Origin of the sequence: Streptomyces albofaciens JCM 4342 (assembly GCF_008634025.1) — a bacterium.
In the GTDB taxonomy this organism is placed as follows: domain Bacteria; phylum Actinomycetota; class Actinomycetes; order Streptomycetales; family Streptomycetaceae; genus Streptomyces; species Streptomyces albofaciens.
This window is the reverse complement of sequence record NZ_PDCM01000001.1, coordinates 475,511-497,058: the sequence shown is the minus strand read 5'-3', so window position 1 is coordinate 497,058 and position 21,548 is coordinate 475,511. Positions and strand designations below refer to the sequence as shown.

The 21,548-nt window shown below is 71.7% G+C and carries 18 protein-coding genes and 4 tRNA genes; 12 read left to right on the top strand and 10 right to left on the bottom strand.

Features of this window, described 5'->3' with window-relative positions:
- Positions 1-420 precede the first annotated feature (420 nt).
- A complete protein-coding gene (locus tag CP973_RS02385; protein WP_150237139.1) occupies positions 421-1,257 on the bottom strand; it encodes a DUF8083 family protein in 837 nt (278 codons plus the stop codon).
- Positions 1,258-1,520: 263 nt separating this feature from the next.
- On the opposite strand from CP973_RS02385, the gene CP973_RS02380 reads away from it, so the two are divergent.
- Entirely contained in the window at positions 1,521-2,669 is a 1,149-nt protein-coding gene (locus CP973_RS02380; RefSeq protein ID WP_244409247.1) for a Leu/Phe/Val dehydrogenase, read from the top strand.
- A 561-nt stretch (positions 2,670-3,230) separates the two neighbouring features.
- Positions 3,231-3,491 (top strand): DUF3073 domain-containing protein, encoded by a 261-nt coding sequence (locus CP973_RS02375; RefSeq protein WP_030372983.1) that lies wholly within the window; start codon positions 3,231-3,233, stop codon positions 3,489-3,491.
- Positions 3,492-3,598: 107 nt separating this feature from the next.
- Here the strand turns inward: CP973_RS02375 and purM are convergent, their stop codons facing one another.
- From purM to CP973_RS02355, 4 genes are all read right to left on the bottom strand, one after another.
- Entirely contained in the window at positions 3,599-4,693 is a 1,095-nt protein-coding gene (purM, locus tag CP973_RS02370) for a phosphoribosylformylglycinamidine cyclo-ligase (protein ID WP_150237137.1), read from the bottom strand.
- 35 nt (positions 4,694-4,728) lie between these two features.
- A complete protein-coding gene (gene purF / locus CP973_RS02365) occupies positions 4,729-6,288 on the bottom strand; it encodes an amidophosphoribosyltransferase (RefSeq protein WP_150237135.1) in 1,560 nt (519 codons plus the stop codon).
- 396 nt (positions 6,289-6,684) lie between these two features.
- Positions 6,685-7,491, bottom strand: a complete 807-nt coding sequence (locus tag CP973_RS02360; RefSeq protein WP_150237133.1) for a maleylpyruvate isomerase family mycothiol-dependent enzyme — start codon at positions 7,489-7,491, stop codon at positions 6,685-6,687.
- A gap of 10 nt (positions 7,492-7,501) precedes the next feature.
- Positions 7,502-8,149: a TetR/AcrR family transcriptional regulator gene (locus tag CP973_RS02355; protein ID WP_150237131.1), complete on the bottom strand. Its 648-nt coding sequence runs from the start codon at positions 8,147-8,149 to the stop codon at positions 7,502-7,504.
- Between the two features lie 262 nt (positions 8,150-8,411).
- On the opposite strand from CP973_RS02355, the gene CP973_RS02350 reads away from it, so the two are divergent.
- Positions 8,412-10,046, top strand: a complete 1,635-nt coding sequence (locus CP973_RS02350; protein WP_150243031.1) for an MFS transporter — start codon at positions 8,412-8,414, stop codon at positions 10,044-10,046.
- On the opposite strand, the gene purL is transcribed toward CP973_RS02350, so the two are convergent.
- Genes purL through purS form a run of 3 tightly spaced genes read right to left on the bottom strand, consistent with a single transcriptional unit; the run spans position 10,003 to position 13,258 of the window.
- Positions 10,003-12,252: a phosphoribosylformylglycinamidine synthase subunit PurL gene (gene purL / locus CP973_RS02345; protein ID WP_150237129.1), complete on the bottom strand. Its 2,250-nt coding sequence runs from the start codon at positions 12,250-12,252 to the stop codon at positions 10,003-10,005. The genes CP973_RS02350 and purL overlap by 44 nt on opposite strands.
- A complete protein-coding gene (gene purQ, locus CP973_RS02340; protein ID WP_150237127.1) occupies positions 12,249-13,004 on the bottom strand; it encodes a phosphoribosylformylglycinamidine synthase subunit PurQ in 756 nt (251 codons plus the stop codon). The genes purL and purQ overlap by 4 nt, the downstream gene beginning before the upstream one ends.
- On the bottom strand, positions 13,001-13,258 hold the full coding sequence (gene purS / locus CP973_RS02335; protein ID WP_150237125.1) for a phosphoribosylformylglycinamidine synthase subunit PurS: 258 nt from the start codon (positions 13,256-13,258) through the stop codon (positions 13,001-13,003). The genes purQ and purS overlap by 4 nt, the downstream gene beginning before the upstream one ends.
- A 300-nt stretch (positions 13,259-13,558) precedes the next feature.
- Here purS and CP973_RS02330 point away from each other — a divergent pair, with 300 nt between their 5' ends.
- The 9 genes from CP973_RS02330 to CP973_RS02290 all read left to right on the top strand — a co-directional run bounded on the left by CP973_RS02330 (position 13,559) and on the right by CP973_RS02290 (position 18,951).
- Positions 13,559-13,879, top strand: a complete 321-nt coding sequence (locus tag CP973_RS02330; protein ID WP_150237124.1) for a histone-like nucleoid-structuring protein Lsr2 — start codon at positions 13,559-13,561, stop codon at positions 13,877-13,879.
- Positions 13,880-14,109: 230 nt separating this feature from the next.
- Positions 14,110-14,181 (top strand) — tRNA-Gly (locus CP973_RS02325).
- A gap of 45 nt (positions 14,182-14,226) precedes the next feature.
- Positions 14,227-14,298, top strand: a tRNA-Gly gene (locus CP973_RS02320).
- A gap of 75 nt (positions 14,299-14,373) precedes the next feature.
- A tRNA-Gly gene (locus tag CP973_RS02315) sits at positions 14,374-14,446 on the top strand.
- A 162-nt stretch (positions 14,447-14,608) separates the two neighbouring features.
- A complete protein-coding gene (locus CP973_RS02310; protein WP_244409246.1) occupies positions 14,609-15,583 on the top strand; it encodes an ABC transporter ATP-binding protein in 975 nt (324 codons plus the stop codon).
- Positions 15,580-16,386, top strand: coding sequence for an ABC transporter permease (locus tag CP973_RS02305; RefSeq protein ID WP_150237122.1), 807 nt, complete (start codon positions 15,580-15,582; stop codon positions 16,384-16,386). Before CP973_RS02310 ends, CP973_RS02305 begins: the two co-directional genes overlap by 4 nt.
- Positions 16,387-16,415: 29 nt before the next feature.
- Positions 16,416-17,789 (top strand): sensor histidine kinase, encoded by a 1,374-nt coding sequence (locus CP973_RS41340; RefSeq protein WP_280118995.1) that lies wholly within the window; start codon positions 16,416-16,418, stop codon positions 17,787-17,789.
- A 452-nt stretch (positions 17,790-18,241) separates the two neighbouring features.
- Complete coding sequence (locus tag CP973_RS02295; protein ID WP_150243025.1) at positions 18,242-18,844, top strand: response regulator transcription factor; 603 nt, start codon at positions 18,242-18,244, stop codon at positions 18,842-18,844.
- Positions 18,845-18,878: 34 nt separating this feature from the next.
- A tRNA-Gly gene (locus CP973_RS02290) sits at positions 18,879-18,951 on the top strand.
- Positions 18,952-19,076: 125 nt separating this feature from the next.
- On the opposite strand, the gene CP973_RS02285 is transcribed toward CP973_RS02290, so the two are convergent.
- Together CP973_RS02285 and CP973_RS02280 are read right to left on the bottom strand one after the other, a co-directional pair.
- Positions 19,077-19,979, bottom strand: a complete 903-nt coding sequence (locus CP973_RS02285; RefSeq protein ID WP_150237119.1) for a phosphoribosylaminoimidazolesuccinocarboxamide synthase — start codon at positions 19,977-19,979, stop codon at positions 19,077-19,079.
- 193 nt (positions 19,980-20,172) lie between these two features.
- On the bottom strand, positions 20,173-21,531 hold the full coding sequence (locus tag CP973_RS02280) for an MFS transporter (protein WP_244409245.1): 1,359 nt from the start codon (positions 21,529-21,531) through the stop codon (positions 20,173-20,175).
- Positions 21,532-21,548: the final 17 nt, after the last annotated feature.

Sequence of the window (21,548 nt, the reverse complement as noted above, 5' to 3'; positions counted from 1 at the left end):
AAGCCGATGGACCATGCCATAGCGGACAGTCACCCCACCGTGACGATCAGTCACACGGCGACCACCCGCCATCAGACCCACCAAGGAGCGCAATAGCGAACTATCCGCCCTTACTAGGGCGGAAGGAACCCTTGTCGGGCTCCTTGTCCTATTTTGGCACGAGGGTATGGCTTGGCCGCAAGGCCCGAAGTCAGTGCTTTAGGTCACGCTTGAGGTAATCGTCCGGATCGGGACCTACGTCCCACACCTTCGTCTCAGTAGTGTGCACGAACCTCGCCGGCCGGTGATCAGTTTGTCGTTCCGGAGGAACGGCGAGGGCCGACCGGAGCCCGTACGGACCGCGCCGGGACACCCTACGAACCGCATCGCAAGACCGTACGCAGCACAGCGGCCCCGCGCACCCCTCCCGCACCCGCCGTCTCAGCTGGCGAACTGCCGCTCGCGCACCTCACGCCACCGGTCCGACAACTTCTCGTACGCCTCGCCGGCCCGGTCGCTGTCGCCCTCGCGCAGCGCCGCCAGCCCCTCCGCCACCTCGGCGGCCGACCGGTCCTCGGCGAGCTGCCCCTCGGGCACCGCGTGCACCAGCCCCCCGTAGTCCAGCTCCACCAGCGCCCGCGGGTGGAACTCCTCCAGCCAGCGGCCCACGTCCACCAGGCCGTCGATCAGCGGGCCCTCCTCCAGGGAGTCGCGCAGCGTCCGCAGCCCCCGGGCCACCCGGCGCCGCGCCTGCACCATGGGCGTGCGGTAGCGCAGCACCGGGCCCTGCTCACTCTTGGTGTACTCCCGCTCGTCGTCGCCGAACAGCGCGAACCAGCGCACCGGTACGTGCCAGGTGGCGGTACGGATCCACGGCCGGGCGTCCGGATTGCGCTCCAGCCACTCCTCGTAGTCCGCGGCCGCCTGGCGCCGTACCACCGGCGGCAGCGCCGCGTCCAGCACCGGCGCCGGCAGCAGTTCGGACAGCTCCTCCAGGGCCTGCCAGCCGCGCAGCCGCGTCCGCCAGGGACAGACGCACGTCACGCCGTCCACGGCCGTGATGAAAGCGTCGCGGCTTTCATGAACCGGCACCGGAACGGGCGGAGTGGGCAGCAAATCGGCCAGAGACCGCCGAAGTTCGTCCTGAACCGTAGGGGTCTCGGCGCGCCGGGCGTAGCGCGCCCAGTAGGAGCGCTCCGGTTCTGGGAACGCTGCCAGCGGCTCGTAGACCCGTAGATATGCCGCGTACGGGACCATCACCGACGACGCCAGGGCCACGCCCGCTCCTTCGATTCCTTCACGATGCCGCCCACCGAAACAACAGCAAAGAATGGCAAAGAGGTGCAAAGTGCCGGGAGTTGGCTCACGCCGCCCGGCCCGAGGTACGGCAAATCGTCCCACGCCCGTCCCCCAGGAGAGGGTGATCCTCCGCACTGCACCGATCAGCTCCCCCTCCAGGTCTTACTCTCTTCCCGACCGGCCCTCCCGCCCTCCCCCTGCCACAAGCACTACGGAGCCACCGGAGGGCGTCCACCGCGACTATGGGAGTCACCACCGTGACCGACGTACGTCCCTCCCCCGAGCACCCGGTGCAGGGGGGAGCCTCAGCCGTCAGCGCCGACGGCGGCGTCCTGCACACCCTGTTCCGTTCCGAGCAGGGTGGCCACGAGCAAGTCGTCCTGTGCCAGGACCGCGCCAGCGGTCTGCGGGCCGTCATCGCCATCCACGACACCGCCCTGGGCCCGGCCCTCGGCGGCACCCGCTTCCACGCGTACGCCTCCGAGGACGAGGCCGTGCTGGACGCCCTGAACCTCTCCCGCGGCATGTCGTACAAGAACGCCCTCGCCGGTCTCGACCACGGCGGCGGCAAGGCCGTGATCATCGGCGACCCTGAGCTGATCAAGACTGAGGAACTCCTGCTCGCCTACGGCCGGTTCGTGGCGTCCCTCGGGGGCCGCTACGTGACCGCGTGCGACGTCGGCACCTACGTCGCGGACATGGACGTCGTCGCCCGTACGAACAAGTGGACCACCGGCCGCTCCCCCGAGAACGGCGGCGCCGGCGACTCCTCGGTCCTGACCGCCTTCGGTGTCTTCCAGGGAATGCGCGCCTCCGCGCAGCACCTGTGGGGCGACCCGACGCTGCGCGGCCGCAAAGTCGGCGTCGCGGGCGTCGGCAAGGTGGGCCACCACCTCGTCGAACACCTCCTCCAGGACGGCGCGGAGGTCGTGATCACCGATGTGCGCGCCGAGTCGATCGAGCGCGTCCGCTCCCGGCACCCGCAGGTCACCGTGGCCGCGGACACCGGTGCGCTGATCCGTACGGAGGGCCTGGACCTGTACGCGCCGTGCGCCCTCGGCGGCGCCCTGAACGACGAGACGGTGCCCGTGCTGACCGCGAAGGTGGTGTGCGGCGCGGCCAACAACCAGCTGGCGCACCCGGGCGTCGAGAAGGACCTCGCCGACCGTGGCATCCTCTACGCGCCGGACTACGTGGTGAACGCCGGCGGCGTGATCCAGGTCGCCGATGAGCTGCACGGTTTCGATTTCGACCGGTGCAAGACCAAGGCGGCAAAGATCTTCGACACCACGCTGGCGATATTCGCTCGTGCGAAGGAGGACGGCATTCCGCCGGCCGCCGCGGCGGACCGGCTGGCCGAGCAGCGCATGGCGGACGCCCGCCGGTCCTGACCCCGGCACCGGGCCGGCGGACGGCAGCGCCCGTCGGCCCGGACCGACGAGTTCAGGCCATTTTTTCGGCCGGTCGAGTGAGCGATGACGACCGATTCTGACCGCCAATGCCCACCAATGCTCGGGTCCGACCGAAGCCAATCGCGATCCGATCATGCTGTCGGGCGGTCCCGGGACGGCTCCCATGCCCCCGCGAACGCTGCACCGGTCACGGACCGTGCCGGGCAGCGTCACGGAGGGTGGAGGAAGCGGAGCCGGGGCGTTCGCGTAACGATCTCTGAGCGCTGCGTAAGGGATCACGGGTGGTGAAGGAGACATCCCTCACCACCCGTCGGCGGGTCGCCGGAGCGAACAGGTTAAAATCGCAGCTGACCAGCGGGGACGGGGCGTCCCGCCGGTCGTGCCGAGCGGTCGGTGGTGCGGGCGACGTACCGTATGGCCGCGGAAGCAGGTACCGTTAAAGCCCTACGGGCCGGTCTCTCCGTCGAGAGTCCGCTCTGAATCATGAACGCGTGTCAAGACTCTGGGGCCGTCGAGCCCCGTCGTTGAGGGGGTCGAGCCATGGGGCGCGGCCGGGCCAAGGCCAAGCAGACGAAGGTCGCCCGCCAGCTGAAGTACAACAGCGGTGGGACTGATCTCTCACGCCTGGCCGAAGAGCTGGGTGCATCGCCGCAACAGCCGGCACAGCAGCAGCCGCCGAACGGCGAGCCGTTCGAGGATGACGAGGACGACGACCCGTACGCGCGGTACGCCGACCTTTACAACCGAGACGACGATGACGAGGACGAGGGCAACTCGTCCCAGCAGCGTCGTCGCGCCTGACGTACGACGTCTCCTGAGTCGTGCGTGCACGGTGTGCACAGCATTTCCACGGACCCGGTCCGGGGCGGTGACCTCGGACCGGGTTCTGTGCTGCCCTGACGGCCGGCTCAGGCAGGGTGGTCACCGGTCAGGGTCACGGCGTCGGTGTGCGCGCCGCGCTCGACGATCTCACCGCTGACCCAGGCGTCCACACCGCGGTCCGCGAGGGTGGTCAGCGCCACGTCCACCGACTCCTGCGGCACGACGGCGATCATGCCGACGCCCATGTTCAGGGTCTTCTCCAGCTCCAGCCGCTCCACCTCGCCGGCCTTGCCGACCAGGTCGAAGACCGCGCCCGGCGTCCAGGTGGACCGGTCGACCGTGGCGTGCAGGTGGTCCGGGATGACGCGGGCCAGGTTGTTGGCCAGGCCGCCGCCGGTGATGTGCGAGAAGGCGTGCACCTCGGTGGTGCGGGTCAGCGCCAGGCAGTCCAGCGAGTAGATCTTCGTGGGCTCCAGCAGCTCCTCGCCGACGGTGCGGCCGAGCTCCTCGACCCGCTGGTCCAGGGACATCCCGGCCCGGTCGAACAGCACGTGGCGAACGAGTGAGTACCCGTTCGAGTGAAGCCCGGAGGACGCCATCGCGAGGACGACGTCACCCGTACGGATACGATCCGCGCCCAGCACCCGGTCCGCCTCGACGACGCCCGTACCGGCACCCGCCACATCGAAGTCGTCCGCCCCGAGCAGCCCCGGGTGCTCTGCGGTCTCCCCGCCGACCAGCGCGCAGCCGGCCAGGACGCAGCCCTCGGCGATGCCCTTGACGATCGCCGCGACCCGCTCCGGGTAGACCTTGCCGACGCAGATGTAGTCGGTCATGAACAGCGGCTCGGCACCGCAGACGACCAGGTCGTCGACGACCATGCCGACCAGGTCGTGGCCGATGGTGTCGTAGACGCCCATCCGGCGGGCGATGTCGACCTTGGTGCCGACGCCGTCGGTGGCCGAGGCGAGCAGCGGCCGCTCGTACCTCTTGAGGGCGGAGGCGTCGAAGAGGCCGGCGAACCCGCCGAGGCCGCCGACGACCTCGGGCCGGGTGGCCTTCTTGACCCACTGCTTCATCAGGTCGACGGCGCGGTCGCCCGCTTCGATGTCCACGCCCGCTGCTGCGTAGCTGGCGCTGGTGCCCGCGTGCGGGGCACGCTCAAAAGACTCGGCAGACATGGCGTTGAGATCTTTCCTGTCGGTGGGTACGAGCTCTACGGGCGGCGCAGCGCGTCGGCGCCGCCGACCCCGGCCGTCAGCGTCTCGACGCCGTCCAGGTCCGGCTTGGACTGGCCCGCGGTCTCCGACTCCAGGAGGTGCTTGCCCAGCAGCTCCGGGTCGGGCAGCTCGATCGGGTACTGGCCGTCGAAGCAGGCGCGGCACAGGTTCGGCTTGGCGATCGTCGTCGACTCGATCATGCCGTCGATCGAGATGTACGCCAGGGAGTCGGCGCCCAGCGAGGTGCCGATCTCGTCCACGGTCAGCCCGTTGGCGATCAGCTCGGCGCGGGTGGCGAAGTCGATGCCGTAGAAGCACGGCCACTTGATCGGCGGCGAGGAGATCCGGATGTGGACCTCGGCGGCACCGGCCTCGCGGAGCATGCGGACCAGGGCGCGCTGGGTGTTGCCGCGGACGATCGAGTCGTCGACGACCACCAGGCGCTTGCCGCGGATGACTTCCTTGAGCGGGTTGAGCTTGAGGCGGATGCCGAGCTGGCGGATGGTCTGCGAGGGCTGGATGAAGGTCCGGCCGACGTAGGAGTTCTTGACCAGGCCGACGCCGTACGGGATGCCGCTGGCCTCCGCGTAGCCGACCGCGGCCGGGGTGCCGGACTCCGGCGTCGCTATGACGAGGTCGGCGTCGGCGGGGGCCTCGGCGGCCAGCTTGCGGCCCATCTCCACCCGGGAGAGGTACACGTTGCGGCCCGCGATGTCGGTGTCCGGGCGCGCCAGGTAGACGTACTCGAAGACACAGCCCTTGGGCTTGGCCTCGGCGAAGCGGGAGCTGCGCAGGCCGTTCTCGTCTATGGCGATCATCTCGCCGGGCTCGATCTCGCGGATGAAGCTGGCGCCGCAGATGTCCAGGGCGGCCGTCTCGGAGGCGACCACCCAGCCGCGCTCCAGGCGGCCGAGGACCAGCGGGCGGATGCCCTGCGGGTCGCGGGCCGCGTACAGCGTGTGCTCGTCCATGAAGCACAGCGAGAAGGCGCCCATGACCTTGGGCAGGACGCGCGGCGCGGCCTCCTCCACGGTCAGCGGCTTGCCGTCGTCGTCCACCTGGCCGGCCAGCAGGGCCGTGACCAGGTCGGTGTCGTTGGTCGCCGCCACCTGGGTCGCGCGGCCGTTCTCCCGGGGGAGCGCGGCGACCATCTCGGCCAGTTCGGCGGTGTTGACCAGGTTGCCGTTGTGCCCCAGGGCGATCGAGCCGTGCGCGGTGGCGCGGAAGGTCGGCTGGGCGTTCTCCCACACCGAGGCGCCGGTGGTGGAGTAGCGGGCGTGGCCCACGGCGATGTGGCCCTGGAGGGAGCCGAGGGAGGTTTCGTCGAAGACCTGGGAAACCAGGCCCATGTCCTTGAAGACCAGGATCTGGGAGCCGTTGCTCACTGCGATGCCCGCGGACTCCTGTCCGCGGTGTTGCAGGGCATACAGCCCGAAATAGGTGAGTTTGGCGACCTCTTCACCCGGAGCCCAGACACCGAAGACGCCGCATGCGTCCTGGGGGCCCTTCTCGCCGGGGAGCAGGTCGTGGCTGAGTCGTCCGTCACCACGTGGCACGACACCGAGTCTAGGGCAGGTCCGCGATTCATCCGAACCGGGGATCGAACCGGAGCGGGCGCCGGGAGCCCTGGTCCGGGCGGAGGATTGCCGGGCGTGAGCGTCCGCTCACGGGCCGGACCGCGCTTCGCGGAGGGCTCGTGGCCACGCTCTCCGTACCCGGGGCCCGGCCGTTTCGGGTCCGCCGCCAGCGTGCGCCACCTCCGCTCCGTCCGGTGCCGTATGTCCTTCCGCAAGGGCGCGAGGTGAGATGCGCCACTCGCGTTTGCGTGCATGACGTCCAGGTGAGCACTTCTGACGATTTCTGGACGTATCGGCCCGGCCTCGCAGCGCTCGCCCACCGCGCGGGAGGGCCGCCGACGGGCGCCGCGCCGCCCTCCCGGCCACCGGCCGCAATCAGCCCATAAGGGGCAAGTACGGTGCCAGGTCGGCCCGTTCGCCGCTGGCGCTCACCGCCGCTTCCCCGACCGCCGTCGGCCAGGTCGTACGGCCGGTGGCCAGGCGCAGCCAGGTGAGCGGGTCGGTTTCCACGACGTTCGGCGGTGTGCCCCTGGTGTGCCGGGGGCCCTCGACGCACTGGACGACGGCGAACGGCGGCACCCGGACCTCGACCGAGCCGCCCGGCGCCTTGGCCGCGAGGGCGTCGGCGAGCAGCCGGGTGGCGGTGGCCAGGGCCTGGCGGTCGTACGGGATCTCCAGACCGGTGGCGGCGGCCAGGTCGTCGGTGTGCACGACCAGTTCGACGCAGCGGACCACCAGGAAGTCGGCCAGCCGCATGGCGCCGATCCGGGCGGCCAGCAGCCGGTCGTCGGAGGCCATGGGGACGGCTTCGGCGTAGCGGGCCGCGGCGCGGTCCATGAGGTCCGCCGGTGCGGCCTCGGCCGCCGTCGCGCGGGCGATCTCGTCGACCTTCCCGGCCAGCGCGCGGGTCGCGGACGGCCAGGAGGCGAGGGTGACCTCCTGGGCGGGCGGCGCGGGCTTCGCCAGGGCTGCCGGGACCTGCTCGACGGCCATGGCCAGATGGGCGACCAGTTCGCGGACCGTCCAGTCGCCGAGGCGGGTGGGCAGCGCGAACTGCTCGGGGGTCAGCCGCTCCACGGCGACGCGTACATGACCGAACTGCGCGACGACCGCGGCGCGGGTCTTGGCGGAGTCGTAACTGCGGGCGCGGGACCGGCCGGAGGGCCTGCTGGCACTGGGCATGGCGTCGAGGCTACTCGGCGGAGCGCGCGGCGTAGTCCCCCAAACCGCGCCCCACCAGCTCGAAGGCGCGGTGCGCGGCGGCGACCGCGTCCGGATACACGGCGTCCGCGGACTCACCGGCCAGCAGCCTGCGGTGGTTCTCGTTGATGAGCGCGTTGCGGGCGGCCATCAACTGGCCCGCGGCGACCTGGGCGTCCACCCGGTCGCCGCCGGCCTCCTCCTCCAGCACCTCGGCGAGCTGCTGGAGGCCGTGCAGCCGGTTGGCGTACGCGCGAAGCAGCAGGGCGGGGGTCTCCACGATCAGCCGGCGGATGCTGAGCACCTCCGCCTGGTCGCACAGGCCGACGGACGGATCCCGCCGCTCCAGCATCTCGACGAACTGGCGGCAGACCGCCTCGACGGCGGACTCGCCCCGCCCGCGGTCGCGGACGGCCCGGGCCGCGTCCCCGGCGTGGTGCTCCATCGGCTTGAGGACCAGGTCCTCCTTGGAGCCGTAGTAGTTGAAGACGGTCATCTTGGAGACATCCGCGGCATCGGCGATCTGCTGCACGGAGACCTTCTCGAAGCCCCGCTCCAGGAACAGTTCGACGGCGGTCCGCCATACGCGCCGCTCGGTCTGCAGTTTCTTCCGCTCGCGCAGCCCCATCTCCTCGTCCATGGACCCTACTGTACCAGGGCAAAAAATAATACCGGGCTAAACATTGACTCGGTCCACGCTTCGCGGGCATGGTGCTGCCATGACCACTTCCACCACTTCTTCGCCAACTTCCTCGGGCGGCTCGGCTGCCGAGGGCGGTACGGCCCCAACTCGCGGGGCGGGCACGGCCGGTGCGGCCGGCAGAGCGGGACCGGCCGGTGCCGCGGGACGCGTGGCGGGAGCCGCGCCGGGCGGGCCGTCCTCCCCCGCCGTGCCCGGCGGTATGACACCGGCCCGGCTCCGCGTCGGCCTGGCCGTCTGCCTCGCGACGATGCTGCTCGCCGTCCTCGACACGAACATCGTCTCGGCCGCGACGGTCCCGATCGCCCGCGAGCTGGACCCGCTGCACGGCGTCGACCGCATCCCTTGGCTCATCAGCGCGTTCTCGCTGGCCGCCACCGCGGCGCTGCCCCTGTACGGAAAACTCTGCGACTCCCTGGGCGCCAAGAACGTCTTCCTCGGGGCCGTCGCCACCTTCCTGCTGGGCTCGGCGCTGTGCGGGGCCGCCCAGTCGATGGAGCAGCTCATCGCCTTCCGCGCGGTGCAGGGGCTGGGCGGCGGCGGGCTGATGAGCGTCACCATGGTCGTCATCGCCCAGCTCAAGGGGGCGGGCCGGAAGGGCGGGCGGAAGGGCGCCGGGGCAGGCGGGCTGGTCGCGGGGGCCGGCATGGCCCTGGGACCGGTGGTCGGCGGTCTGCTCGCCGACCACGCGGACTGGCGCTGGATCTTCTACGTCAACCTGCCGGTCGGCATCGCCGTGCTCATCACCTCCGCGCTCGTCCTCAGACTCCCGCACCACGGCGAGCGGCACCGCATCGACTTCCTCGGCGCGGCGCTGGCAGCGGCGTTCTCCACCGCACTGCTCCTGGTGACGGAGTGGGGCGGCCGGGACCACGGCTGGGGCTCACCGGTGATCCTCGGCCTGTCGGGCGGGGCCGTGGCGCTGCTCGCCCTGTTCCTGTGGCGGCAGGCCACCGCGGCCGAGCCGCTGCTCCCGCTGACGATGTTCCGCATCCCCGCCCTGCGTATCGGCTTCGCCGTACAGGGCCTGATCGGCGTGGCCATGATGGGCTCGCTGGTCTACGTGATGATCTATCTCCAGCTGGCCCGCGGCATCGCCCCCACCGCCGCGAGCCTCTTCATGATCCCGGTAGCGCTCGGCATAGCCGGCTCGGGCCTGCTGACGGGCAGGCTCGCCGCCCGCGGCCGGCCGGAGAAGGCGTCCGTGATCAGCGGTACGGCCTGCGCCGCCGTGGCCACCCTGCTGCTCTCGGCCAGTGACGCCGACACCGGGCTGTGGGCCGTACGGGCCGAACTCCTCCTGCTCGGCGCCGGGTTCGGCCAGACGCTGGGACAACTGATCGTGCTGGTGCAGCAGTCCGCGCCGCGCCACCAGCTCGGCGTGGCGACGACCGGCGTCCGCTTCTTCCAGACCCTCGGCAGCTCCCTGGGCACGGCCTTCTTCGGTACGGTGCTCGCCCGCGTCTACGCCGACCGCGGCCCCGGCGGCTCCACCAGCGCCATACCGACCCTGAAGGGCGAGGCCCACGCCCGGGCCGTGGACGCCTTCAGCGCGTCCACAGGAGTGGTCTTCCTCTGCTCGGCGGGGGTGCTGGCGCTGGCGCTGCTCCTGGCGCTGCGCATACGGGCTGAGGCGCCGGGGACTGACGCGCCGGGGGCAGATGCGCCGACAGGCGCCGAGCGGAAGCCCGTACGGCCGCCCGACGGCGCGGTGGCCCGCCCCCGGGAAGGGACGGACCACCACACGACCGGACCGGCCAGACCAGACCAGGCCCGACCGGAGCCGGCCGGACTCAGCCGAACAGCGCCGGGATCGCCGCCTCGTGAGCTTCCCTGAGGTCGCTCAGCGAGATGGTGAACTGGTCCTGGACGTCGAGTGCGTCGCCGTCGATGACGCCGATGCGGGTGGCCGGCAGGCCCCGCGCGCCGCACATGTCGGTGAACCGCAGCTCCTCGCTGCGCGGCACCGCGACGATGGCGCGGCCCGCCGACTCGGAGAACAGCAGGACGAAGGGGTCCTGCCCGTCCGGGACGACGATGCGGGCGCCCTTGCCGCCCTTGAGGCACGACTCGACCAGCGCCTGCACCAGACCGCCGTCGGACAGGTCGTGCGCGGCGTCGATCATGCCGTCGCGGGAGGCCGAGATCAGGATCTCGGCCAGCAGCTTCTCCCGCCCCAGGTCCACCTTCGGCGGCAGGCCGCCCAGGTGATCGTGGACGACCTGCGACCAGGCCGACCCGCCCAGCTCCTCCTCGGTGTCACCGAGGAGGTAGATGAGGTGGCCCTCGTCGGCGAACGCGACCGGGGTGCGGCGCCGCACGTCATCGATCACACCGAGGACCGCGACGACGGGAGTCGGGTGGATGGCGGCCTCGCCGGTCTGGTTGTACAGCGAGACGTTGCCGCCGGTGACCGGCGTGCCCAGCTCCAGGCACCCGTCGGCCAGGCCGCGGACGGCCTCGGCGAACTGCCACATCACCGCCGGGTCCTCCGGCGAGCCGAAGTTCAGGCAGTCGGAGACCGCCAGCGGCTTGGCACCGGTGGCCGCGACGTTGCGGTAGGACTCGGCCAGCGCCAGCTGCGCACCGTGGTACGGATCCAGCTTGGCGTACCGGCCGTTGCCGTCGGTGGCGATGGCCACGCCCAGGCCGGAGGCCGCGTCGATGCGGATCATGCCGGCGTCCTCCGGCTGCGCCAGCACCGTGTTGCCCTGCACGAAGTGGTCGTACTGGCTGGTGATCCAGGACTTGGACGCCTGGTTGGGCGAGCCGACCAGCTTGAGGACCTGCTCGCGCAGCTCCGCGCCGTTCGCCGGGCGCGCCAGCTTGTTCGCGTCGTCGGCCTGGAGCGCGTCCTGCCACGCGGGGCGGGCGTACGGCCGCTCGTAGACCGGGCCCTCGTGCGCGACCGTCTTCGGGTCGACGTCGACGATCTTCTCGCCGTGCCAGAAGATCTCCAGCCGGTCGCCGTCGGTGACCTCACCGATGACGGTGGCGGTGACGTCCCACTTCTCGCAGATCGCCAGGAACCGCTCGACCTTGTCCGGCTCCACGACGGCGCACATGCGCTCCTGCGACTCGCTCATGAGGATCTCCTCGGGCGAGAGCGTCGAGTCGCGCAGCGGTACGTCGTCCAGCTCCACGCGCATGCCGCCGGAGCCGTTGGACGCCAGCTCGCTGGTGGCGCAGGACAGGCCGGCCGCGCCGAGGTCCTGGATGCCGACGACCAGCTTCTCGGCGAACGCCTCCAGGGTGCACTCGATGAGCAGCTTCTCCTGGAAGGGGTCGCCGACCTGGACGGCGGGCCGCTTGCTCGGCTTTGCGTCGTCGAAGGTCTCCGAGGCCAGGATGGAGGCGCCGCCGATGCCGTCGCCGCCGGTCCGGGCCCCGTAGAGGATGACCTTGTTGCCCGCGCCGGAGGCCTTGGCCAGGTGGATGTCCTCGTGCCGCATCACGCCGATGGCACCGGCGTTGACCAGCGGGTTGCCCTGGTAGCAGGCGTCGAAGACGACCTCGCCGCCGATGTTGGGCAGGCCCAGGCAGTTGCCGTAGCCGCCGATGCCCGCGACCACGCCCGGCAGGACGCGCTTGGTGTCGGGGTGGTCGGCGGCGCCGAAGCGCAGCGGGTCCACCACCGCGACCGGGCGGGCGCCCATGGCGATGATGTCGCGCACGATCCCGCCGACGCCGGTGGCGGCGCCCTGGTACGGCTCGACGTAGGAGGGGTGGTTGTGCGACTCGACCTTGAAGGTGACCGCGAAGCCCTGGCCCACGTCCACGACACCGGCGTTCTCGCCGATGCCCACGAGCATCGCGTCGTTCTCGGGCACCTTCTGCCCGAACTGTCGCAGATGGACCTTGCTGCTCTTGTACGAGCAGTGCTCCGACCACATCACCGAGTACATCGCGAGTTCCGCACCGGTGGGACGGCGGCCCAGGATCTCGCGGACGCGCTCGTACTCGTCCTGCTTCAGGCCGAGTTCGGCCCACGGCTGGTCGGTGTCCGGCGTCTCGGCTGCGTGCTTGACCGTGTCGAGCGTCATGCGTTGACCAATTTCTTCAGGATCGAGGTGAAGAATCCGAGCCCGTCCGTCCGGCCGGTGCCGATCAGCGGCTCGACGGCGTGCTCGGGATGCGGCATGAGGCCGACGACGTTGCCCGCCTCGTTGGTGATGCCGGCGATGTCGCGCAGCGAGCCGTTGGGGTTGCCGTAGCCGTCGGCGGTGTCGCCCCCGGTCAGGTAGCGGAAGGCGACCCGGCCCTCGGCCTCCAGCATGTCGAGCGTGCGCTCGTCGGCGACGTACCGGCCGTCGATGTTCTTCAGCGGTACGGAGATCTCCTGGCCGGCCGTGTAGTCGGTGGTCCAGGCGGTGCCGGCGTTCTCCACCCGCAGCTTCTGGTCACGGCAGACGAAGTGGAGGCTCTCGTTGCGCAGCATGGCGCCGGGCAGCAGGTGGGTCTCGGTCAGGACCTGGAAGCCGTTGCAGATGCCCAGCACCGGCAGCCCGGCCCTGGCCTGTTCGATCACGGTCTCCATCACCGGCGAGAAGCGCGAGATGGCGCCCGCCCGCAGGTAGTCGCCGTAGGAGAAACCGCCGGGCAGCACCACGGCGTCGACCTGCTTCAGGTCCTTGTCACGGTGCCACAGCGGCACCGCCTCGGCCCCGGCGAGCCGGACGGCGCGCTGGGTGTCGCGGTCGTCGAGCGTGCCGGGGAAGGTGATGACCCCGATGCGAGTGTTACTGCGGCCCGAAGGGCCTCCGGCCGGGGTGGTGGCGGGCGACGGGTGGGTCATGATCCGGCCCGGTCTTCTACATGGACGGTGAAGTCTTCGATGACCGTGTTCGCGAGGAAGGTCTCGGCCATCTCGTGGATACGGGCGAGGGCGGCGTCGTCGACCGGGCCCTCCACCTCAAGTTCGAAACGCTTGCCCTGACGGACGTCGCGGATCCCCTCGAATCCCAGGCGTGGCAGTGCACGCTGCACCGCCTGGCCCTGCGGGTCGAGGATCTCCGGCTTGAGCATGACGTCGACTACGACGCGTGCCACTGGCACTCCCGATGGTGTGGTGCGTAAGGCGGTGCCCTCACAGTACCGTGTTCGAAAATCTACGCGCATAGATATCGTGACGGTGTGATCACGTTGCGGCATCGGCTCCGGTGAGCGGTGGGGAAAATCTCAGAAAAGACCCGGGGTCCGCATTGCGGAGGGACACGCTGAGGAAATTAAATGGGCTTCACCTTGCAATGCCTGTCGCTGTACAAATGAAAATGCATTGATCCCAATCAGCCGGATCTGCAGCATCCCCCCATGTCAGGACGGGATTGCTGCTCGAAAGGACCGATATCCGTGGCGCAGCGCGTAGTAGTCACGCTCTCCGATGACATCGAAGGCGGAGAAGCCGCAGAGACGGTCACCTTCGGTTTGGACGGTAAGTGGTACGAGATCGACCTCAATCCCGCCAATGCGAAGAAACTGCGCGGCGTCCTCGCCCCGTTCGTGGAGGCCGGCCGCAAGCGGTCGAAGTCCGGCAAGGCGTACCACCACACCTCCGTGACGCCGGACCCCGCCGCGGTGCGCGCCTGGGCCCGCTCCCACCAGATGGACGTGCCCCCGCGCGGCCGGATCCCGAAGAAGGTCTATGAGGCCTTCGACGCCGCCAACAGCTGACCCCCGGTCCGCCCGGCGCCCGGCCACGGGCCGACGGCCGGACGCCGGGCGGACGACGACGGGGCGGCGACCGGACGGCGGCGGAGTGGCGGCCGGACGGTGGTGGGGCGGCGTGGCGGCGGGCCGGTATCCACGGCCCGGCAGCCGAGTTGCGCGGCACCCCTGTTGATCAGCTAGAGTCTGGAGCACGCCGAGGGGCGAGGCCGAAAGGCCGAATCCCGAGGAGTCACGCGGGTGTAGCTCAGTAGTAGAGCGCCCTCTTTCCAAGAGGGAGGCGCAGTGTGCAATCCCTGTCACCCGCTCTGACAGCATCGACCGGATCTTCGGGCCCGGTGGATGGTGGTCATGCGGGTGTAGCTCAGTAGTAGAGCGCCCCCTTTCCAAGGGGGAGGCGCAGTGTGCGATCCCTGTCACCCGCTCTGACAGTACCGACCGGTCTTGTGGATCAGGTAGAGTAGCTGTCGCGCCGCCCGGTGAAAGCCGGTCGGATGCCTGCGGACGTAGCTCAGTTGGTAGAGCGCAACCTTGCCAAGGTTGAGGTCGCGAGTTCGAGCCTCGTCGTCCGCTCAGGGAAAAGACCCCGGTTATCGCGACCGGGGTCTTTCGCGTGCGTTCGCGCCACCTCCCGCCCCAAGGAGGGCCCCCTCCCCGCCCCCACCTGACATTTGTCATCTGGGCTGATGACAAGCCGCACTGCCCCGGGCCGGATCCGGGCGGGAGCCTTGACGCATGAACAACGGGAACTTCGGCGCGAACGTGATTGACGTCACGGGCCTGCGCAGGCGGTACGGGCCGTCCGAGGGCAGCCGCAAGAACAAGAAGGGCGGCGCGGGCTACGAGGCGGTGCGGGGCATAGATTTCTCCGTCGCCCGCGGCGAGCTGTTCGCCCTCCTCGGGACCAACGGGGCGGGCAAGACCTCCACCGTCGAGCTGCTCGAAGGACTGGCCGCGCCGACCGGCGGCAAGGTCCGCGTGCTGGGCCACGACCCGTATGCGGAGCGGGCCCGGATCCGGCCGCGGGTCGGCATGATGCTCCAGGAGGGCGGCTTCCCCTCGGACCTGACGGCGGCCGAGGCCGTACGGATGTGGGCGGGCACCACCAGCGGCGCCCGGCCGGTCGACGAGGCGCTGGAGATGGTCGGGCTGACCGGGCGCCGGGACGTCCGGATCAAGATGCTCTCCGGCGGTGAGCGGCGGCGGCTGGACCTGGCCATGGCGACGCTGGGGCGGCCCGAGGTGCTGTTCCTCGACGAGCCGACCACCGGCCTGGACACCGAAGCCCGCCACAGGACCTGGGAGTTGATACGGGAGCTGCGGGCGGAGGGCACGACCGTCGTGCTGACCACCCACTACCTGGAAGAGGCCGAGGGACTGGCCGACCGCCTCGCGATCATGCACCGGGGCCGGATAGCCACGACCGGAACCGTCGCGGAGGTGGTGGCCAGCCATCCCGCGCAGATCTCCTTCGAGCTGCCCGACGGCCTGCTGGCCGGCGATCTGCCGCCGTTCCCGGAACTGGGCGTCGACGGACACGAGACGGTGGGCCGCACGGTCCGGCTGTTCACCTCCGACCTGCAGCGGGCCGCGACCGGCGTGCTGCTGTGGGCACGGGACAAGGGCATCGCACTTCAAGGGCTGGACGCCCGCTCGGCGTCACTGGAGGAGGCGTTCCTCCGGATCGCCAAGGGTTTGGAGGACAAGTGAGCGCCACCGACATCGAGACGAGGCCCGCGGCGGCCGCCCGTACGGGCGCGCGCGACCGGCTGACGGCCCTGGCCCGTGCGGAACTGACCCTGCTGGGCCGTAACAAGACCACCTTGTTCATGGCCCTGCTGATGCCCCTGATCATGGCCTTCGCCATGCACCGGGCGGTCGCCGAGATGCCGCTGGAGAAGAGCGGCCTGTCGGTCGGCACGGCCCTGCTGCCGGGGACCATCGGCTTCGTGCTGATCTTCGCGGTGTACGGCACGGTCACCGGCGCGCTGGTCACGCGGCGCGAGGAACTGGTGCTCAAGCGGCTGCGCTGCGGCGAGCTGACGGACCGGGAGATCTTGGTGGGGACGGCCCTGCCGACGGTGCTCATCGGACTGGCGCAGTGCGTCCTGCTGGTGATCTGCGGCGGACTGGCCCTGAAGGTGGATCTGCCCCGGGCCCCGCACCTGTTGCTGCTGGGGGTGCTCCTCGGCATGGTGATCGTGGTCGCGATGGCCGCGGCCTCCACGGCCATCACCAAGAGCGCCGAGGCGGCCTCGCTGACCACGCTGCCGTTCGTCTTCGTCTCCATGGCCTGCTCCGGCATGGTCGCACCGCTGGAGATCTTCCCCGACCGGGTTGCCGCGGTCCTGGAACTGCTGCCCCTGTCGCCGGTGATGGGTCTGGTACGGGACGGCTGGCTCGGCGAGGGCGACCTCATCGATACGCTGAAGCGGCTGGTCATCGCGTTGGTCTGGGCCGGTATCGCGGTGTTTGCTGTACGTCGGTGGTTCCGCTGGGAGCCACGGCACTGACGGTGTACGGCACTGAGGACGACGGGGGTGTGGAACCGGTGTTCCACGAGCAGCTGCGCAGATTGCGGGGGCGGGGCAGGGTCGCGCAGGTGTTTCTGTGGGCACGGTGGACGCTGTATCTGATGCCGTGGCTGATGCTCATCGGCTGGCTGGTCGGGCCACTCGTCGCCACGACGTCCTCGGCACACGTTTCCGTGGTCCCGACGGTTCCGGTCATGGTGCTGGGGCTGGTGCAGTGCGGTGTCTACGTCCCCGGCGTGCGGCGCGGGCTCTCGCACTACGTGTACGGCACTCCCGCGCCGTGGCGGCTGATCGCCGCGTCGGCGGGCCTGGCGGCCGCGTCGGTGGCCTCGGTCACGGTCCTGGTCGCGACCGCGAAGCTGCCGGCGAACGCTCAGGTCTGGTCCACGCTGATGCTGTTCCCCAGCCTGCCGGTCAGCTGCCTGCTCTCCCTCGTGATCAAGAAGCGCTGGCAGGCGCTGGTGTACGTCGTCGTCACGGCGCTGACCATGACGGCGATGGGCCTCGCGGGCGTCCCGCTCGTGTTCTTGGCGGGACTGCCGATCACCCTCGCCTTCTCCGCTCTCTTCGCCGCGCTGTCGTGCCGCAGTTGGGGCTGGATCCTCGCCGCGATGCGGGAGCTGGACGAGGCCAAGGGCGCGCAGGCACGGCTCGCCGTCGCCGAGGAGCGGCTGCGGTTCGCGCGGGACATGCACGATGTCGTCGGCCGGAACCTCGCCGTGATCGCGCTCAAGAGCGAGCTGGCGGTGCGGCTGGCGCACAAGGGCCGGCCGGAGGCCGCCGACCAGATGGCGGAGGTGCAGCAGCTGGCCCAGGACTCCCAGCGGGAGGTGCGGGACGTGGTCCGCGCCTACCGGGAGGCGGACCTGGACGTGGAGCTGGCCGGGGCGCGGGCGGTGCTCCAGGCGGCCGGGGTGCAGTGCCTGATGGATCAGGAGGACAGTGCCGGGCTGCCGCAGCAGGTGCAGTCGGTCCTGGCCTGGGTCGTACGGGAAGGCACCACGAACGTGCTGCGCCACGCGAACGCGTCCACGTGCTGGCTGACGCTGCGGGTGACGTCCGACGGCGCGCCCGGCGGCGGCCGGACGCGCGGCGCGCAGCCGGTACGGGCGGCAGCCGGGGACCCGGCGGCCCGGCCCGCACCGGCGGTGGTCTTCACGATGGAGAACGACGGCGTCGTACCGGAAGCGGTCCGGCGGAGCGCCGGCAGCGGCATCGCCGGCCTGCGGGAACGCCTCGCCGCCCTGGACGGCACGTTGCTCGTCGGCCCCCGCCCCGACGGACGGTTCTGGCTACGGGCCCACGTCCCGCTGGAGGAGGATCAGGTGGTGGAGGGGGACGCGCCCGGGATCGCCGCGAGCGGACGGCCTGCTCGGGCGTAGGAGGCCGGACGGCCTGCTCGGGCCTAGGAGGCCGCGCAGGCCCTGTGGGGGCACCTGCCGGCGGCGGGTGATGCCGGGCGGGCCGCGACGGCCCGTATGGCGGCGGCCGGACGCCCGGCCGGCGGGACGAGAGCGACGTGGGAGAAGCGGAGATCATGGCGGAGGCGCAGCGGGCGGAGCAGCCGGGGCGGATGTCCGAACCGGTGTGGATGCCCCCATCGACGGCGGGGCCCGGTCAGCAGGCGGAGCCGACCGGGGCCGGGCCCGGCGGGCACCTTGAGGACGCAGCGCCGGGGGCCGACGGGCACCGCGAAGTCGCCGCACCGGGGGCCGGCGGGCACCGCGAGCAGAGCACGCCGGGGCTCGGCCGGCAATCCGAGCACGCCGCGTCAGCACCCGGCCACCGGCCGGCGGAGGCCCCGACGGCGGCTCCGCCGGAGTCCCCGGCCCCCCTGCGCGTCCTCCTCGCCGACGACGAGCACCTGATCCGGGGGGCGCTGGCCGCGCTCCTCGCCCTGGAAGACGATCTCCAGGTGGTGGCCGAGGCCGGGTCGGGGCCGGAGGCGCTGGCGATGGCGCTGGCCCACCGGCCCGACGTGGCCGTACTGGATCTTCAGATGCCGGGGGCGGACGGTGTGGCGGTGGCCACATCCCTGCGCAGTCGGCTGCCCGGCTGCCGGACCATGATCGTGACCAGTCACGGGCGGCCCGGCCATCTGAAGCGGGCCCTGGAGGCGGGGGTGCGGGGGTTCGTGCCGAAGACCGTCTCGGCACAGCGGCTGGCCGAGATCATCCGCTCGGTGCACGCCGGAAACCGTTACGTGGACCCGGAGTTGGCGGCCGACGCCATCAGCGCCGGGGACTCGCCGCTGACCGTACGGGAGGCGGAGGTACTGGAGTACGCGGAGAACGGCGCGCCCGTCGCGGAGATCGCGGAGCGGGCCGCGCTGTCGCCGGGGACGGTGCGCAACTACCTCTCCTCGGCCACCGCGAAGCTCTCCGCCGAGAACCGTCACGCGGCAGCGCGCATCGCCCGCGCGCGAGGTTGGCTATAGTGGAGCCCGCACCGCGCCGCTGAGCGCGGGGCAGGCGGACGTAGCTCAGTTGGTAGAGCGCAACCTTGCCAAGGTTGAGGTCGCGAGTTCGAGCCTCGTCGTCCGCTCAGGGAAAAGGCCCCGGTCCTCGTGACCGGGGCCTTCTTCGTGCGGGGCGCGGGAGGGGCCGGGCCCGCGCCCGTGGGGCCGGGACGCCCGGCCCCACACCGCTGCCGCCGGCCCCGCGGCGCCGCTACTCCCAGCTCGTCCCCGTGAGCCGCTCGTACGCCTCGATGTACTTGGCGCGCGTGCGGTCGACGGTTTCCCGGGGCAGGGGCGGGGGCGGCTGTTCGCTCTTCCGGTCCCAGCCGGAGGCCGGGGAGGTGAGCCAGTCGCGGACGTACTGCTTGTCGAAGGAGGGCTGGGCCCGGCCCGGCTCCCAGGTGTCCGCGGGCCAGAAGCGGGACGAGTCCGGGGTGAGGACCTCGTCCGCCAGCGTCAGCTGCCGCGCGCCGTCGAAGCCGAACTCGAACTTGGTGTCCGCCAGGACGATGCCGCGCTCGCGGGCGATGCCGCGGGCCCGCCCGTACACGGCGAGGGTGGCCTGCCGCAGCTGGGCGGCGGTCTCGGCGCCGATCTGGCGGGCGACCTCCTCGTACGCGACGTTCTCGTCGTGCTCGCCGACGGCGGCCTTGGTGGCGGGGGTGAAGATCGCGGCAGGCAGTTCCGAGCCGTCGGTCAGGCCCTCCGGCAGCGCCAGCCCGCAGACCGTACGGGTCTGCTGGTACTCGACGAGGCCGGAGCCCGTGAGATAGCCGCGGGCGACGCACTCCACCGGGATCATCGCCAGCGACTTGCAGACCGTCGTACGGCCTTCCCAGTCGGCCGGGGCGCCGGGCGGCAGCTCCGTGGACAGCACGTGGTTGGGGATGAGATCGGCCAGCTGGTCGAACCACCACAGCGAGAGCTGGGTGAGCACCCGCCCCTTGTCCGGGATCTCGGTGGGCAGCACCCAGTCGAAAGCCGAGATGCGGTCGCTCGCCACCATGACCAGGTCGCCGGCGGCGTTCTGGTAGAGGTCGCGCACCTTGCCGGTGTGGAGGTGGGTGAGCCCCGGGACCTCCACTGCCTCGGGCTTTTCTACGAAACCGGACACGCTGCCTCCGCGTAGGTTGATCCAGGCGTCGGTCCGATTCTCCCGTATGCGGGGACGGGACGGCGTCCCAGGGTCGCGGGAGGCCGCATGTGCGGGACCGGCGTCCGGTACGGCCCCCGGCCGGACACCACGGTCGGACTGGGCTTGATTCAGTCTGCCCCGGCCTGGCCCGGTCGGATCTGGTCGGATCCGCTCAGCCCCGGACGCGATGCGCCGCGCGGACGACCGCCCCAAGAGTGAGGACGGCCAGCAGCGCCGCGGCGGCGAGGATGACCTGCGGGGACCAGAGCGCGCCGAGCAGGGTGACGCCGTACGGGGCGAAGAAGCCCAGGTAGGCGAGGGTCCAGAAGCGGGCGGTGAGCCGGGCCAGCCGGTGCGGCGGCGCGAGCGCGGCGACCTCGGTCAGGCCGTACGCCACGCACAGCCCGTATCCGGCGCCGAGCAGCACCGCGGCCCCCAGGGCGACGGCGGGCTGTACGGCCGTGACGGCGACGGCGCCGGTCAGGAGACCGAGCGCGACGGCGGCCAGGCCGGTGACGGCGGTGGCCAGGCGGTGCCGGGCGGCGAGCCGGCGGGCGAGCGGCGCTACCAGCAGCCCGGCGCCGGGGGTCACGGCGGTGGCGACACCCGCGTACACCGTCTGCCAGCCGTCCAGGCGCGCGCCGACGAGCCCCGGAAGGGTCACGAAAGCGAGGGTCGGCGCGGCGAAGACCCAGGGGGCCACCGGGGCGACCAGGCGCCGGAAGGACGCTGCACCGGCCCCTTGCGCCGCGTGATCATGTACGACCGGGCGCGCCTCGTGGGCGGCCGGACGGTGCGCGGTCCCGGTCCGGACCGTCTCGGGCGCCCGGCCCGCGGCCACCGCCGCCACCGCCGACAGCACCAGGTGCGGCACATACGCCGTGATCATCGGGTACGGCGCCCACTGGGCGATCAGCGCGGCGGCCAGCCCGCCGGAGGCGAACCCGGCGGAGAGGAAGAGGCCGGAGCGGCGGGCCGCCGGGCCGGGGGCGGTGTCCGGGTCGTGCGGGGCGGACGACAGTTCCTTGATCCAGACGCTGCCCGCGGTGAGCAGGGCGCCCGCGCCGAGGCCGGTCAGGAAGCGGCCCGGCCACAGCAGCCAGGCGGCGGCCGGGCCCGCCATCAGGAGGCAGGTCGCCACGGCCGCCGTGGCGAGCGCGGTGAAGACCACGGGGCGCCGGCCGCGCCGGTCGGCCAGCGGGCCGCCCAGCAGCAGCCCCGGGATCAGTCCGAGCACGTACACCGCGAAGAGGGCGGTGGTGGTGGCCGTGGTCAGGCCCAGGTCGCCGCGGTAGGCGCCGAGCAGGGCGGAGAACTGGTTGGCGCTCCAGCCGGAGGCCGTCATCATCCAGCCCGCGCGCAGCCAGTGGCGGGGCCGGGCGGAACCACCGGCGGCGGGGCCGGGCGCACCGGGCGCGGTGCGCGGCGGTGCGGGGGCGGCCAGGGCGCCGGGTCCGTCCGCGCGGCGAGCGGCGGGGGCGGGGGCGGGGGCGGCGGCAGTGGTGCGGCGATCGGCGGACGACGTGCTCATGGAGGCCGTTGTACGAG